General features: G+C 44.5%; 12 protein-coding genes. 8 read left to right on the forward strand and 4 right to left on the reverse strand.

Annotation, left to right across the window (positions count from 1 at the left end):
- Window positions 1-93 precede the first annotated feature (93 nt).
- From CHU92_RS15560 to CHU92_RS08750, 5 genes are all read left to right on the forward strand, one after another.
- Entirely contained in the window at window positions 94-450 is a 357-nt protein-coding gene (locus CHU92_RS15560; protein WP_129583039.1) for a hypothetical protein, read from the forward strand.
- A 267-nt stretch (window positions 451-717) separates the two neighbouring features.
- Window positions 718-2,001 carry a kynureninase gene (gene kynU / locus CHU92_RS08735; RefSeq protein ID WP_094414671.1) on the forward strand — a complete coding sequence of 428 codons (1,284 nt, stop codon included), beginning with the start codon at window positions 718-720 and terminating at the stop codon, window positions 1,999-2,001.
- A gap of 43 nt (window positions 2,002-2,044) precedes the next feature.
- Window positions 2,045-2,410, forward strand: a complete 366-nt coding sequence (locus CHU92_RS08740; protein WP_094414673.1) for a four helix bundle protein — start codon at window positions 2,045-2,047, stop codon at window positions 2,408-2,410.
- A 71-nt stretch (window positions 2,411-2,481) separates the two neighbouring features.
- Entirely contained in the window at window positions 2,482-3,567 is a 1,086-nt protein-coding gene (locus CHU92_RS08745) for an agmatinase family protein (RefSeq protein WP_094414675.1), read from the forward strand.
- 36 nt (window positions 3,568-3,603) lie between these two features.
- A complete protein-coding gene (locus CHU92_RS08750; protein WP_094414677.1) occupies window positions 3,604-4,461 on the forward strand; it encodes a zinc-dependent peptidase in 858 nt (285 codons plus the stop codon).
- 6 nt (window positions 4,462-4,467) lie between these two features.
- Here CHU92_RS08750 and CHU92_RS08755 read toward each other — a convergent pair whose 3' ends face one another.
- Entirely contained in the window at window positions 4,468-4,923 is a 456-nt protein-coding gene (locus CHU92_RS08755) for a thioredoxin family protein (protein WP_094414679.1), read from the reverse strand.
- Window position 4,924: 1 nt separating this feature from the next.
- On the reverse strand, window positions 4,925-7,162 hold the full coding sequence (locus CHU92_RS08760) for a TonB-dependent receptor (protein WP_094414681.1): 2,238 nt from the start codon (window positions 7,160-7,162) through the stop codon (window positions 4,925-4,927).
- A 200-nt stretch (window positions 7,163-7,362) separates the two neighbouring features.
- On the opposite strand from CHU92_RS08760, the gene CHU92_RS08765 reads away from it, so the two are divergent.
- Genes CHU92_RS08765 through CHU92_RS08775 form a run of 3 tightly spaced genes read left to right on the forward strand, consistent with a single transcriptional unit; the run spans window position 7,363 to window position 12,826 of the window.
- Window positions 7,363-8,439, forward strand: a complete 1,077-nt coding sequence (locus CHU92_RS08765) for an efflux RND transporter periplasmic adaptor subunit (protein ID WP_094414683.1) — start codon at window positions 7,363-7,365, stop codon at window positions 8,437-8,439.
- A complete protein-coding gene (locus CHU92_RS08770; protein WP_094414685.1) occupies window positions 8,436-11,513 on the forward strand; it encodes an efflux RND transporter permease subunit in 3,078 nt (1,025 codons plus the stop codon). Before CHU92_RS08765 ends, CHU92_RS08770 begins: the two co-directional genes overlap by 4 nt.
- Before the next feature lie 2 nt (window positions 11,514-11,515).
- Entirely contained in the window at window positions 11,516-12,826 is a 1,311-nt protein-coding gene (locus CHU92_RS08775; RefSeq protein ID WP_094414687.1) for a TolC family protein, read from the forward strand.
- A gap of 283 nt (window positions 12,827-13,109) precedes the next feature.
- Here the strand turns inward: CHU92_RS08775 and CHU92_RS08780 are convergent, their stop codons facing one another.
- The gene (locus CHU92_RS08780) at window positions 13,110-14,393 is read right to left on the reverse strand and encodes an HlyD family secretion protein (RefSeq protein WP_094414689.1); all 1,284 of its coding nucleotides are present in this window, start codon (window positions 14,391-14,393) and stop codon (window positions 13,110-13,112) included.
- 2 nt (window positions 14,394-14,395) lie between these two features.
- Complete coding sequence (locus tag CHU92_RS08785; protein WP_094414691.1) at window positions 14,396-16,603, reverse strand: peptidase domain-containing ABC transporter; 2,208 nt, start codon at window positions 16,601-16,603, stop codon at window positions 14,396-14,398.
- Window positions 16,604-16,885 lie beyond the last annotated feature (282 nt).

Raw genomic sequence — 16,885 nt, forward strand, 5'->3', positions numbered from 1 at the left:
ACACAAACCACGCATCCAACCATTACCCCCACAAAAAAATAAATAATTCCCGGGGCTGCGGTTATAGTTTTTAGGACTGCAATTATAGTTTTTGTGGCTGCGGTTATAGTTTTTGGGTCTGCGGTTATAGTTTTTGGGGCTGCGGTTATAGTTTTTGGTGCTGCGGTTATAGTTTTTGGTGCTGCGGTTATAGTTTTTGGGGCTGCGGTTATAGTTTTTGTGGGTGCGGTTATAATTTTTGGGGCTTCGGTTATAGTTTTTGGGTCTGAGGTTATAGTTCTCGGGTCTGCGGTTATAGTTCTCGGGGCTGCGGTTATAGTTCTCGGGGCAGTACTTTTAAAATTGATACATCCGGCTTTCAGGCTGCTGCCGGTAACTTCATATGGTAAAGCCGCGGCAGTACATTCAGCCACAGCAATTACATTATTAAGTAGCACAGGCCGGCTGTGAGCAGGCGTAACCATAGCTGTAGCGGGTACAGGGGGCATTATCGCACTTACTGCACTGCCATTGCACCATGCAAGGACAACACTTTGCGTTGGTTATAATGGCTGCACATTCACCCTGCTACTTCCCCGTCAGGCAGCATATGTAGCATTATCACATTGGTACATTATCACATTGATACATTGGTACATTATTACATTGATACATTTCCAAATTTTCAAATCTTACCATAATATTTCCTTACTTTTACGCTCCGACAAACAAACAATCATGGAATTTCAGAATACACGTGAATTTGCACAGCAGTTGGATGCTAAAGACAAACTCGCTAAATACCGCGACGAATTTATATTTCCGCATGTCAACGGAAAGCAGGTGATATACTTTACAGGAAATTCGCTGGGCCTGCAGCCAAAGCGCACTAAAGCTTATGTAGATGAGGTGATGGACGACTGGGCCAAACTGGCCGTAGAAGGCCATTTCTATGCCGAAAAGCCCTGGTGGGATTACCATGAGCGTTTTGCCGGTCCGCTAAGTAAAATTGTCGGTGCTTTGCCAACAGAGGTAACCGTTATGAATACCCTTACCGTAAACCTGCACCTGCTCATGGTTACGTTTTACAGGCCTACAGCCAGGCGATATAAAATTATTTGCGAGGAAAAAGCGTTCCCGAGCGACCAGTACATGCTCAAAAGCCAGGTAAAATTCCATGGATTTGACCCTGATGATGCCATTGTGGAAATTAAAAGGCGGGAAGGCGAGCACAACATCCGCACCGAAGATGTGCTGGCCAAAATAAAAGAAGTAGGCGATGAGCTTGCTCTTGTGCTGATGGGTGGTGTCAACTACTACACAGGGCAGGTTTTTGATATAAAAACCATTACTAAAGCAGGCCAGGACGTGGGGGCTTATGTAGGGTGGGATCTTGCCCATGCCGCGGGCAATATAAAGCTGGAACTGCACGAGTGGAATGTAGATTTTGCGGCCTGGTGCAGCTATAAGTACATGAACTCAGGCCCGGGTAACGCATCGGGTGCTTTTGTACACGAAATGCACCATAATGATATGGACCTGCCTCGCTTTGCCGGATGGTGGGGACATAACAAAGAGCGCCGCTTCCTTATGGAGCCGGCCTTTGACCCTGTGCGTGGTGCTAACGGCTGGCAGGTGAGCAACCTCCCCATTCTTTCGCTGGCGCCTTACCTGGCTTCTGTTGAAATGTTTGATGAGGTAGGCATGACCGCGCTTATTGCAAAAAGAGACTTAATTACAGCCTATCTTGAATTCATTCTGCATGAAATTGACAAAGAGGTAGATAGCACCTTTGAGATCATCACTCCGCCTAATCCTGAAGAAAGGGCATGCCAGCTATCGGTTTTCCTTCATGGTGAAGGCAGGGCTTTGTTTGAGTACCTGATGAAGAATGGCGTCATTGTAGACTGGAGGGAGCCCAATGTTATAAGGCTGGCGCCGGTGCCGTTCTATTGCTCTTTTGAAGATATGTATGAGTTCGGGCAGATATTAAAGCAGGGAATTGTATCACATAAAAAGTAAGGTAGATTTTTCGATACTTCGATTTTTCGACCACCGGAAATATATGCACAATTTTAAAGAACTTGAAATTTGGAAGATAAGCAGGAAGTTTTGCTCAAAGGTGTATCTTGCTACTAATAATTTTCCCCAAAGTGAAAAGTTTGGTATAACAAACCAAATGCGAAGGTCTGCCGTATCTATACCTTCAAACATTGCAGAAGGCGCTTCGCGGCATTCTAACAAAGATTTTTGCAGATTTTTAGAGATTGCTATTGGGTCTTGTTATGAGTTGGAAACACAATTACTGATATCTAATGACCTTGGATTTCTTAATGATGCTTCAAATCATTCTTTATTATATGAATTAAACAGGATTATCATGATGGCGTCAAAATTTATGTCATCATTAAAGAAAAACGATTTAAAGTAATAATTGATATGTCTGTAGAGGGTTCATGTCAAACAATCGAAAAATCCAACAATCGAAAATTCAATCATCACATGACTAAAGAAGAAAAAATAAAAAATTTTGACCCTAGCCAGCCCGGTTTAGCTGATGCAAGTATTTTTGGGTTGCCGTTTACCGCTGAAGAAAGTGAAATTATAGTTGTACCCGCACCCTGGGAGGTTACCGTAAGCTACGGCGCCGGCGCTTCTGACGGGCCGGAGGCCATACTTGAAGCGTCATACCAGGTAGACCTGCTGCACCAGGAGTTCCCCGGCCTCTGGAAGCTGGGGATATACATGGATAATAGCGGGCTGACTACGGAATGGGCAGAGAAAAGCCGCAAACACAAAGCCCTGGCACAGCCCATTATCACCGCGCTTGAAGCCGGCCGGAAAGTGGAAGAGGATGCCACGCTGAAGGAAGATCTCGACACTATAAACGAAGTTTGCGGGCAGTTCCATAATGCGGTACAGCAACGTGTTGAGTTCTGGATGGAGAAGGGCAAAAAGGTAGTGCTTTTAGGCGGAGACCACAGCACACCGCTTGGTTACTACCGCGCCTTGGCCCGTAAACATAATGATTTTGGCATCCTTCACCTGGATGCGCACATGGATTTGCGTATAGCATACGAAGGGTTTACGTACTCTCATGCTTCAATTATGTACAACGCACTACAGCTTCCGCAGATATCAAAGATTGTGCAGGTGGGCATCCGTGACTTTTCAGAGCAGGAGGTTGAGGTTGTGGAGCAGTATAAGAACCGTGTAAAAGTATTTACGGACAGGGATTTAAAAGCGGAAACTTTTGAAGGCGTAACCTGGAAACAACAATGCGATAACATTATAAATGCGTTGCCGCAAAAGGTTTGCATCAGTTTTGATATTGACGGTATGTACCCGTGGTACTGCCCCAATACAGGCACACCTGTACCGGGAGGTTTTTCTTTTGAGCAGGCTTCCTACCTCTTCAGTAAATTGGCAGCATCGGGCAAAGAAATTATAGGTTTTGACCTGGTTGAAGTTGCCCCCGGCGAAAATGATGACTGGGACGGTAACGTTGGCGCACGCATGCTGTTCCACATGTGTGGGGTAATCGCTAAAAATAATGGCCTTGGCGTAGGGGAAGAAGTAAAGTTTTAAAAATGTAGAATTTTAAGTCTTTAGGCATGCCATGCTATGGGAGAAGCTTTTGCCATATTTGTAACAGTTGTTGTGCTGCTGATGTTTGCGGCGCTTATCCTGTATACCTTCTTTTTCATTTCGGTTAAAATTATTGAATCGGCCTGGATGATGGCTTTCAATAAGCCCCTGTACGTGCATTTCTACCTTTTCCCTAAAGAACTCCAGCCACAGGAACAGGCCGTGCTCCAAAGAGAATTTTCTTTTTACCGTAACCTGCCCGATAAGCGGAAACGCTATTTCAGGCACAGGGTACATTGCTTTATAAAAAAATACAAGTTTTTTGGCAGGAAGGGCCTTGAGGTTACAGAAGATATGAAACTGGTTATTGCTGGAACCTGGGTAATGCTCACTTTCGGCATGCGGCGTTTCCTGCCTAATATCTTTAAAGCAATCATTCTTTATCCTGATATTTTTGAGTCGGCCAACGGCAACCTGCACAAGGGAGAATTTAATTATGGGGCACGGGCTGTTGTTTTTTCATGGAAGCATTTTGTAGAAGGCATGGCCTTTACAAGTGACAACTTAAACCTGGGGCTACATGAGTTTGCCCACGCGCTGCATATTGATTCTGTAAAGCAAAGAGGAGGGGCGTCTGCCATAATCTACAGTGATATGTTTGATAAGATAATGGCATATGTAAGTAATCCGGATAATGCAGCGGGGCTTAGGGAGGCAAATTATTTAAGGGAATATGCCTATACCAACCAGTATGAATTTATAGCCGTAGCACTGGAATATTTTTTTGAAACGCCTAAAGAATTCAGGCAAAAGCTGCCTGCGCTTTATGATATGGTGGCGCAGATGATCAACTTTGAGCCTGTAGGGGTTAAGGCGCTGAGAAAGGGCACATGATGCTGGTCAGGGTTCCGAAGAGAGCAAAGCTTTTAACTGTTTTGGCTTCAGGAGGCCGCTGTGCCTTGCAGTTACATAATAACCAGGGTCCAGCAGTACCCAGCAGGGATAAGATAGCTGCTTCCCGCCAAGTGCTACTGCCAGCTCATGGATGCCTCCTTTTGTGCCATGCGGAATAAACCTGTACGTCCTGCCATTGAAGGTAATATCGGCACGGGACTCCGCATTAAATTCCACATAATAGAAATCTTTAGCGAATATTTGCTGAAGTTCAATATCTTTTTCAACCTGCTTATCCTGTATCTTACAGATACCGCACCAGTCAGTATATATCTTCACAACTACCGGCTTTGGGTTCTCTGTCATCTTTAGCGGCAGTTCCTCAAAGCTCACTGCATACTTTTTTTGCCCGAAAGCAAAACCTCCAAGCAATAGTAGTAGTATGAGCACTTTTATCTTCATTTTATAACAGATTATAACGGATGCCTAAAAATATCCTTCGCCCCTGCAGGGACGCATAATTATAGCTGGGGTCAAAGGTGTAGCCGTTAGGGTTGTTTACAGGGTCATCTACATTGCGGTCAAATGGGTCAAACGGCCGTATAATAGGATCTTTTGGCGTAAAGTTAAACAAGTTCTTTACACCCCCGTAAAATTCCAGCCCATAGCTGAATTTTTTGGTAAGCTGCAGGTTGGCAATACAAAACCACGGCGAATACCCGGGCCTGAAATCATTTGGGAGTATGGGAAGCCGCATAGGGCCGTAAAAATTACCTGTAAGATCTATAGATACATCATGAGGCAGTGTATAGCTTGCTACAAAATTACCTGACCATTTTGGCGCCTGTAGCTGTACAATCCTCTCCAGGCTACCCGTTTCATTCTCTTCCATCTGGTACACATCCATATAGGTTACTCCTGCCAGTATCTTCAGCGGGAAGGTAAAGGTCAGGTCAGTATTTAATGATACTCCCTGCGATATGGCATGGCCCCTGAGGTTATCATAGATTATCTTATTAGGGTCAGTATCAAAATCACCCACAATTTTGTTGGTAAAATAAGAGTAGAAGCCGGTAATATCAAGTCCTAAAAAGAAATTTTCTGTAGGGATTTTAAGTACATAGTTCAGGTTGGCATTATAAGAACGTTCCGGTTTCAGTTCTTCCTCAATAACTACCTCCCGGGCGCCGGTAAGGGCGGCATGGTCTTCAGTGAATAAATTGACGACCCTGAACCCTGTTCCGAAACTTGCCCGGAACGTGTTGTTGCTGTTGGGTGAAAACTTGTAAGCTATCCGCGGCGAGTGTACACTGCCGTGGTCATCATCGTAGTCATAGCGGTAGCCTCCCAGCAGCTTATGCTTTTCTGTAATGCTCCATTCATCCTGTATAAAGATACCGGGCAGCCTTTTTACTGAGGCATTATTGGTGCCATCAGGGTTTGCAGTTCCGGGCGTATTGTCATCATATACGGTATACCGAAGGGCAGCACCCAGTAAAAAGTTATGTTTTTCTCCAAACTGCTTATCCCAGTATCCCTGTACAAAGGCTACCTGTTGTGTAGCCATGTAAGGTGTGTTGCCGTACCACGAGTTCTGGTCATGCCAGTTGTAGGAATATTGTGTATATATCTTTTCCTCCAGGGGCAGCTGGTATAGCCCTATAAGTTCCGCACGGCGGGTATATATGCTTTCGCCGTATACCACATCACTTCCGCGGAAACTTTTGTTCCACTGCATCTCGCCGCCCCAGCGGTCCTCATACACGTACCTTCCGGCAATGCTTGCCATACGGTTATCTTTTCGCTCAAAGTTCCATTTATTGAATATTGATACCCTGTCCTGCAGCGTAACATCCGTAAAGTTATCGCGGTTGTGGTCATGCCGCTCTTTGAATATAAAATAATTTACACCTAACAGCCCTGTTGCCGGGCCTGCTTTAAGGCGTACTGCCGCGTCCATATTCAGGTCTCCCCAGCTGGTAGTAAAAACATCTGCGCTTATGGCGGGTGCTTTTAGCGGGCTTTTGGTTACCACATTGATAATGCCCCCCATAGCTTCTGAACCGTATAAAGATGATGCGGGCCCCTTAACCACTTCTATACGGTCAACTATGCTGTTGGGGATACCGTTCAGTCCATATACTGTAGAAAGGGCGCTTACTATGGGCATACCGTCAATTAGTATCATGGTATAGGGACCTTCCATGCCGTTGATGTGTATGTCGCCGGTGTTGCACACGCTGCAGTTGAGCTGTGGCTGCACCCCATTAACCATTCCTACGGCCTCAAACAATGTGGCAGTAGGGTTCTTTTTGAAAAGTTTGGAGGTAACAATTTCTACAGGTATAGGGCTTTCGGTGCGGCTAACTTCCTTCATGGTACCCGTAATTACTAATTCTTCCAGGGAGTTATCCTCCTCTTCAAGTACAATATTTACGGTAAGGGGTGCTGATGTAAAACTAATCTTCCGCCTGGCGGTCCTGTAGCCTACACTGCTGAAAACAATCTCATGATTGCCGGCGGGTATACTGCCAAGTGTGTAAATACCTTCTTCATTGGCTGCTGTACTGAGGCCAAGCGAAGGAATAACAACATTAGCTCCGGGTACAGGGCCTCCGGCATCGGTTATTTTTCCGGACATGGTAACCTGAGCCGAGAGGGGTGCGAACACGAGGGACAAAAGGCATATATAAATTTTCATGGCTTTATATTAGATGTACAAAATTAAAAATTTAGTTTTAACTAAAAATATTTTTTTACAGTTATAATATTAATGTACCACTCGTAAGCCTTCATTAACCACAGAATCAACAGGCGTAATATTTTGTTAAAATAAATAATACTGTAGTTAAAGGGGCGGGAAAATTTTAGATTTGTGTTTGCTTTTTACCACAAACAGAGATGAAGATAAAATATATTGTATATACAATAATCATAGCGGGAATAGGGGCTTTACTATATTACAGGATAACACAAAATGCAGCACAGAAAGAAGGCGCCTCCGGCCAGGGTGGCGGTAAAAAGCCGCCAATGACCGTAAGCGGTATTGTAGTAGCCCCACAGGAATTTGCCAACACGCTGTCCCTGTCAGGCTCAGTTGAGGCAAATGAGCAGGTTGAAATAAGGAGCGAGGTAGCAGGCATAGCAGAAAAAATATATTTTACTGAAGGCGCAAGGGTAACAAAAGGGCAGGTGCTCGTAAAAATAAATGATTTAGAGCTGCGTGCGCGGCTCGGCGAGGTGCGTACAAGGCAGGGCCTTGCAGCTGAAAATGCCAGGCGGGCACGGCTTCTTTATGAAAAGGAAGCTATTAGCAGGGAAGAGTATGATATTGCCACCGCCGATTATAAAACAGCCCAGGCACAGACACAGCTTATCAATGCACAGCTGGCCAAAACCAGCATAAGGGCTCCTTTCTCTGGTATTATAGGGTTAAGGAACATTTCGCCGGGTACTTTTGTAACATCGGAAACGCTGATAACCACACTAGTGAACAGCAGCCGGATAAAACTCACATTTTCCATACCCGAAAAGTATGCCGCGCAGCTAAAGCCTGCCTCGGAGATAACTTTTACGGTTTCGGGCATACCGGATACATTCCGTGCCAAGATTTACGCTATTGAACCTGCTGTAGAAGTAGCTACACGCACCCTGAGGGTAAGGGCTATTGCAGAGAATACTGACGGAAAGCTCCTGCCGGGAACTTTCGCAAGTGTTGCCCTGCCGCTTGAAAAGATAGAGGATGCTTTTTTAGTACCCACTGAAGCCATAGTGCCCGTGCAGGGAGGCAAAAAGGTTTTTGTGGCGGATAACGGTAAAGCAAAGGAAATAATGGTTGAAACAGGTACACGTACAGAAAAGGATGTAGTGGTACTCAGCGGGCTAAATGCCGGCGACACGGTAATAACTACAGGTGTATTAATCCTAAAGAACGATGCGCCGGTAAAGGTATCGGTTAACAGGAAGGCTGAACAATGAGTTTATCAACACTAAGCATAAAGAGGCCTGTACTTACCATCGTGATGAACGTGGCAATCATCCTGTTCGGGATAATAGGCTACACGTTCCTTGGGGTAAGGGAGTTCCCTTCTATTGACCCGGCCCAGATATCGGTCCGTACCAGCTATTCGGGAGCCAATGCCGATATTATAGAATCGCAGATAACCGAGCCGCTGGAAAAGGCAATTAACCAGATTGACGGTATCAGGAATATAACATCGTCCAGTAACCAGGGCTCAAGCAATATTACGGTAGAGTTCAACCTGGAGAAAGATCTGGAGGAAGCCGCTAATGATGTGCGCGACAAGGTGTCGCAGGCCATAAGGAACCTGCCGCAGGATATAGACGCGCCACCGGTGGTATCTAAAGCGGATGCCGACTCAGAACCGATAATAACCATGACGGTACAAAGCGCTACCAGGAACCCGCTTGAGCTGAGCGATTTTGCCGAAAATGTGATTGCAGAAAGGCTGCAAACCATTCCGGGCGTGAGCAGCGTGCAGATATGGGGACAGAAACGCTATGCCATGCGCCTCTCGATAGACCCTGTGAAACTGGCAGCCTATGGTGCTACTGTAGCCGATGTACGTGATGCGCTTGACCGGCAGAATGTGGAACTGCCTACAGGCAAACTCACAGGGACCAACACCGAGCTTACGGTAAAAACTATGGGTAACCTTTCAACTCCGGAACAGTTTAATGATATTATCATTAAATCGGAAGGAGAAAAGATAGTAAAACTAAGCGATGTTGGCCGTGCCGAACTGGGCCCGGAAAACCTTGAAACCAAAATGACCAACAACGGCCAACAGCTTGTGGGTCTTGCTATTATACCCCAGCCGGGCACCAATTATATTGAAATTGCCGATGCTTTTTACGGGCAGTTTGAGCAAATGAAAAAAGACCTGCCCGAAGACCTGAAGCTTAATATAGCTATTGATAACACGGCATTTATAAAAAAATCAGTACATGAAGTTGCCGAAACGCTGGTGCTGTCGCTGGTGCTGGTTACCCTTATCATTTACCTGTTCTTCAGGGACTGGGCCATAGCGCTGCGCCCCCTGCTGGATATACCGGTTTCGCTTATAGCCACTTTTTTCATCATGTATATATTCGGTTTCTCTATAAACGTACTTACGCTTTTGGCCATAGTGCTGGCAACGGGGCTTGTAGTTGATGACGGTATTGTAGTAACGGAAAATATCTTCAAAAAAGTGGAAGAGGGCATGACACCTATAGAGGCTGCCATGAAAGGGGCTAACGAAATATTTTTTGCTGTAATATCCATTTCGGTTACACTGGCAGCGGTATTTCTCCCTGTAATATTCCTTGAAGGATTTGTTGGCAGGCTGTTCCGGGAGTTCGGGGTCGTCATTGCCTCCGCAGTGCTTGTCTCGGCATTTGTATCCCTTACGCTTACCCCTATGCTAAATGCCTACCTCATGAAAGGCGATGTGCATAAAAAATCAAGGTTCTATAACTTTACCGAGCCCTATTTTGAAAAGATGAACTCGGGCTATGCCAATACGCTTAAAAACTTTATGAAGCGCAAATGGCTGAGTTTCCCGGTGCTCATTGGCTGTATTGGCCTTATTGCACTGTTCTTTACTATATTGCAGAAAGAAACCGCACCGTATGATGACCGCAGTTTTGTGGGGGTAAATGTTACCGGCCCCGAGGGCGCGTCATATGACTATATGGACCGGTTCATGCAGGACCTGGAAAAGCTTATCAATGATTCTATACCCGAAAAAAAGGTAAGCCTGGTTATTACCTCTCCGGGATTCGGCTCAGCTTCTGTAAACAGCGGGCGCATCAGGATTGCGCTGGTTGAGCCGGGGGAAAGGGAACGGTCCCAGAAAGAGATTGCGGAAAACCTTACTAAATGGACTAAGCGCTACCCTGAAGCCAGGACATCAGTATCAGAGCAGCCCACTATAGCCGTAAACCGCAGGGGAGGCTTTCCGGTGCAGTATATTATCCAGGCACAAAGCTTTGATAAGCTACGTGAAAAGATACCGCCGTTTATGGATGAGATAAGCAAGGACCCTACATTTTCCATGACCGATGTAAACCTGAAGTTTAACAAGCCGGAAATAAATGTAACCCTTGACAGGGAAAAGGCGCAGAGCCTTGGCGTATCATTGCTTGATGTGGCGCAGACGCTGCAGCTGTCACTAAGCGGCCAACGGTTCGGTTATTTTATGATGAACGGCAAACAATACCAGGTAATGGGCCAGTTTGAAAAAGAAGACCGTGATGCACCCCTTGACCTCACTTCTGTTTATGTTAAGAGCAACACCGGCCAGCTGATACAACTGGATAACCTTGTAACGGTTGAGGAGCAGAGCAGCCCGCCGCAGCTATACCACAACAACAGGTTCATGTCGGCTACAGTATCTGCCGGCCTTGCGCCCGGCAGGAGCATAAGCGATGGCATAGAGGCTATGGAGCGCGCGCGTGAAAAAGTGCTTGATGATACTTTTACTACTGACCTTAGCGGGGAGTCAAGGGATTATGTAGAAAGTAGCTCCAATACGCTTTTTGCCTTCGGCCTGGCATTATTGCTTATATACCTCATCCTTGCCGGCCAGTTTGAAAGTTTTATTGATCCGTTCATAATTATACTTACCGTGCCTATGGCTGTGGCCGGAGCGCTGTTATCTTTATGGCTGTTCGGGCAAACGTGGAACATCTTCAGCCAGATAGGGATCATCATGCTTATCGGGCTCGTAACCAAGAACGGTATCCTTATAGTAGAATTTGCCAACCAGCTCCGCGAAGAAGGCAAATCAAAATATGATGCTATCATTGAGGCGGCGGAGTCGAGGCTACGCCCAATATTAATGACGAGTCTAGCCATTGCGCTGGGTGCATTGCCTATTGCGCTGTCATTAGGTGCGGCATCAACCAGCCGTATAGGCATGGGGGTTGTAATTGTAGGCGGTACCGTATTTTCGTTGCTACTCACCCTGTTTGTCATCCCGGCTGTTTATTATATGTGGTCGAGGCCAAAGAAGCACCGCCCGGAGTTTGACGCAATTAAAGACTAAGGATGAAAAGAATAGTTTTTTTTACAGCCATGCTTTATGTTACTACCCTTACGGCGCAGGATAGCATAAGGCCTTTGCTTACGCTGAAAAGAGCAGTAGCCATAGCGCTTGAAAATAATTATGATATAAAGCTGGCATCAAATGACCTTAAGATTGATGAGCAGAATGTAAGCTGGGCCAATGCGGGTATGTTGCCTAATGTATCGGCAACCTTTAACCAGGACAATGCTATACAAAACTCTACGCAAACCCGCAGCGACGGCACAGTGCAGGAGCTTGACAATGCAAGGAACAATAACCGCAACTATGGCGTTAACCTGGGATGGACGATTTTTGACGGCCTGCGCATGTTTGCACGGTATGACCAGTTGCAGGAACTTGAAAAACTGGGGCAGACGGAGCTGAAACTTACCGTGCTTACCGCCGTGAGCGATGTAATGACTACCTATTTTGACCTGGTACAGCAGCAGCAGATGCTAAAGGCCCTTGATACGGCTATTGTAATATCCAGGCAACGGGTTACTACTGCCGAAAACAGGTTTACTATAGGTAAGGCGGCCAGGCTTGAGGTGCTTAACGCGCAGGTTGACCTTAACACCGACCAGACCAATTACCTGAGGCAGAAGGAACTTTACCGCAATACCAAAACCTACCTGAATGAACTGATGGCGCGGGACCTGGCCACTGATTTTGTGGTGGCCGACTCTGTGGTTATTGATACTAAGCTGCAACTGGCCGACCTAATGGCGCTGGCGGGGCAGCAAAACCCGCAGATACAGATAGCGCTTATAAACAAACGCGTAGCGGAACTCAACCTGAAACAGGTGAAGGCCAACAGGTATCCGCAGATAGCCGTTACTACAGGCTATATCTTCACAGAATCAGAAAACAGCCTTGGGTTTGCGAGGGAAAACTCAGGCCGGGGGTTCAGTTACGGCCTGTCGGCCTCAATTAACATCTTTAACGGCTTTTTGCAACGAAGGAATGAAAGGATAGCAAAGCTGCAGATAGATAATACCGATGTGCAGGTAAAGCAGCAGGCACAGTCAGTAAACTCGCAGCTTATGGCTGCCTATCAAACCTACCTTACTAACCTTGAGCTGGTGGGGCTCGAAAAACGAAATGAGGAAATAGCAAGGCAGAACCTGGATATCACCATGGAAAAATACCGCATAGGTACTATCACAACACTTGAAGTACGCACGGCCCAGCTTAATTATGTAAATGCCATAGCGCGCAACAGCACCGCACAATACAACGCCAAAGTTTCAGAAACAACCCTTAGGGAACTCGCCGGCAACATCGCCTTTTGAGCTACCGGCATACCCGCCAAAATCTGCAATACGTAAGGTTTATGCCTTGGGAGCAGCAAATACCTGGCACACCAGGCCACGCAAGTCCCGCTCTCCGCTCTATCTCCCCGCCGCCATAAGCGGCGGCGGCGGGGAGGATGCCGCTCCGATCGGGGCTAAACCAAAACGGCACTGCGTCCCGGCCGGGGCAAAGCATGAAAAAATCCTTGCATTCATGGGTTGTTTTTTGACGCTCTCACCTCACAAAACAGCAATAGCAACCATGGCGCATTGTTACAAAGCTCTACCTCCCAGAGATGCCCCGAAACTGATACAGCAATCGTTCCAGTAATCGTAAATCTTCAGTAACAATCTGGGCCGTCCCCTGCATTTCCTGCCGGAAGTCAATGTGCTTGCCGTATGATGTTTCCAAACCCCTGACCAGGCAAACATCAATCAATAGGTTACCTTCTTTGTCCGGGGTAAGCGATATGTTTTTAACTACTCCCCTGAGCATTCCAAATTCCCTGTCGGGAAAATTGGCCAGGCGGATATGAACCCGCTGCCCCGCCTTGATTTTGCCTGAATTTTCAGCTTTTGCCTTTGCTTTCCCTATGTATCCTTTTTCTGTCGAAGGGATTATGGCAAACATGTTTTCGCCGGCATTGATAGTCTGGTTTACCGACCAGATTTGTAAAAATGATACGGTTCCTTTTACCGACGGGCGGAACACATAGTTCAGTTCCCAGTCTTTGATTGCTTTTTTCAGTTGGTAAAAAGCCTGCGTCAGGCTTCGCTCTAAATTGGCGGTAGTAGTGCTTTCGTTTATCAGGGTGGTTTTGCTGTTCCTGTTTAATTCGTTGATGGATGATTTTACTTGCGAAATACTGCTTAACAGGCTTTTATAATTTTTTTCTGCCTGCAAGTGTACCAATCGTTGCTTTTCCATTTCTTGTGCCGATATGACGCCCTTTTTATACAATTTATCATAGCGTTCCACATCCGTTTTTATCAATTGCAGTTCTGATTTGTTTATTTCTTTTTGCCCTTCCAAAAGCTGTAAACGTTCTTTTAATTGCATGGCTTCAAAATGCTGGGCGCCGGATTCTACTTTGTGGGGCTGCCATTGCCTGTTTAGTTCACTTGCTGTATATTCCTTGTGGAACAGGGCAAAACTCGCTTCGATTTCACCTAATTGCGCTGCCTGTAATTTATGGAACGGGAATTCAGAACGGGCCAGGGATATCGTATCGGTAATGGCTTTCAGGAGAAAAACATCATTATAATCAGCCGCGTTTTCAATCACGGCCAGCGGTGTGTTTTTATCGACCTTTTGTTTATCGCCTATTAATATTGCTTCAATTTTTCCTGATGTCCTGGCCACCAGTTTTTCAGGCGGTACAGAAGTGGTAATGGTTATTTCGGCAGTGACGATGTCCGGGTATTTTACCAAATAAGAAACCCCGAACAAAATTATTATAATACTCAAAATAATGAGCGAACCCCACCGCAAAACCCAGCCGGGAACCTTTGTGAGTATATCTTGTACTTCTTCACTTCTTAATTCTATATCATTATGTCCCGGCATTGTTAATTTCCTAATTGTAATTGATTTTTTACTAATTTATAGTAGTTTCCTTTTTTAGCTACCAGCCAGTCATGATTTCCGGTTTCAATAATTTTGCCTTTTTCTAAAACCAGGATCTGGTCTGCGTTCATCACGGTACTGAGCCTGTGGGCAATGATAACTACCGTTTTATTTTTGAAGAAAATAGTTAACTTTTCCATGATTTCTCTCTCGTTATTAGCATCTAAAGCAGATGTTGCTTCATCAAAAAAAAGCATTTCAGGATTTTTGTAAACGGCACGCGCAATAAGTAACCGCTGCTTTTGGCCGGTACTCATGCCTATGCCTTCCTGCCCTATTTTGGTATTGAACCCTAAGGGATATTCCTGAATAAAACTTAAAATATTGGCTACATCGGCAGCATACACTAAACGTTCTTTATCAATTACATCTTCCCCTACGGCAATGTTATTGGCAATTGTGTCATTGAAGATATATCCTTCTTGCATGACTGTTCCAATGTGTGAACGCCAGGATTTTTGTTTGATATCTTTTAAATTAGTTTTTCCAATGGAAACGGAACCCGAAACTGGGTCATAAAATTTCAACAATAACTTCATTAAAGTAGTTTTGCCGCTGCCGCTGGTTCCTACAATTGCTGTTATTTTATTGGCTGGAATAGTCAAATTCAAATTTTCTAATACTACCCTGTCGGAACCTATGTATCTAAATGACACATCTTTTAAGACTATATCACTTTCTAATGGAATATCATTAGTTTGTGACGCTTCTTGCTGGGATTCATCTTCTTTATCGTGTATTTCAGAAAGCCTTGCCAATGAAATTTTTGCATCTTGTACCTCCCTTATAAACCCAATTAGCTGTAAAACCGGGCCATTGAGGTTTCCCACAATACTGCTGATGGCCATCATCATGCCCAGGGTAATGTGGCCGTCTATAACCAGTTTTGCCGAGAGAAAAATAATAATGATATTTTTAAGTTCATTGATAAAATTGGAACCTATATTTTGGGTTTGTTCCAAAGCAAGGCTTTTCATCGAGACTTTAAAGAGCCGTGCCTGGACGTGTTCCCAACCCCAGCGTTTTTGTTTTTCGGCATTGTGGAGTTTTATTTCCTGCATGCCATTGATGAGTTCCATTACTTTACTTTGCTCTTGTGAAACTTCGGCAAAACGTTTATAATCCAGTGCCTCCCTACGTTTTAAAAACACTATCACCCAGCCAAAGTATAAGATACTTCCTGCAAAGAAAACCGCAAATATTTTCAGGCTGTAATAGGCCAAAACGCCGCCCATAATAAGCATATTAACCATTGAAAATAAAACTGATAACGATGAGGTGGTTATTATCCTTTCGATGCGGTGGTGGTCATTAATGCGTTGCATGATATCGCCTGTCATCCTTACATCAAAAAAAGAAATAGGCAAATTCATTAATTTGATAAAAAAATCGGAAATAAGGGAAATATTAATCCTGGTTGAAAGGTGCAGCAAAATCCAGCTTCTAATAAATTCTAAAGCCGTTTTTCCAAAGAACAATAAAAGCTGTGCAAACAACACCAAATAAATGAAATGGATATTTTGGTTTTGGATGCCTACATCAACTATGCTTTGTGTTAAGAAAGGGAAAATGAGCTGGAGCAAGCTACCCGCCAGTAAACCGATGGCTAACTGAACAACAAAAGATTTGTAGGGGCGTACATAAGCCCCCAAGCCCCAAAGGGGACTATTAAACATATTACTTTTAGCATCGTCTTCTTGGTTATAGAACTTTGGCGTTGGTTCTACTAATAAGGCAATGCCCTCTTCGGTTTGATTAGTAGCGTTGTTGCCTATCCAAAACTTTAAAAACTCTTCTTCTGTATATTCTAATAAACCGTGAGCAGGGTCAGAAACATAAAACCTTTTAACTTTCAACTTTTGACTTTTGACTCTATAAAGAACCACATAATGATTATTATTCCAATGTAAAATACACGGCAAAGGTGCTTCTTCTAATTTATTGACTGATAATTTTACCCCTAATGTCCTAAATCCTATTTTCTCTGCGGCTTCACTTAGGGTTAGTAAGTTACTGCCTTCGCGAGTAGTTTCCGATAAATTGCGTAAGGCCTGAATGTTTAAGCTTTTGCCATAATGTTTTGCAATGATTTTAAGGCATGTAGGGCCGCAGTCTTTAGAGTCCGGTTGCGCATAATGTGGGAAAGCCATAAATTATTTACTATATCTTTTCAACTCTTTTAAAAGTCACCTTCCTGTGGAGTTATCATTTTAAATGCAGTATGTTAAAATCATTATTAATTAAATATATGCGGTAATTTAATTACCCGGTTAAAAACACCTTTCTCTCGTATATTAGTTACAATTTTGACATTCTTTCAGGTTTAAAGTTGATATGAATTTTAAAGGGCCATCATTCACAACTATAGCTCCTTTTTTATCATATTTTTCCTAAGTACACGACAAAAATTGTATTAAATTAATTTCCAGCTT

Origin of the sequence: Flavobacterium cyanobacteriorum (genome assembly GCF_002251835.1) — a bacterium.
GTDB lineage: Bacteria > Bacteroidota > Bacteroidia > Flavobacteriales > Flavobacteriaceae > Flavobacterium > Flavobacterium cyanobacteriorum.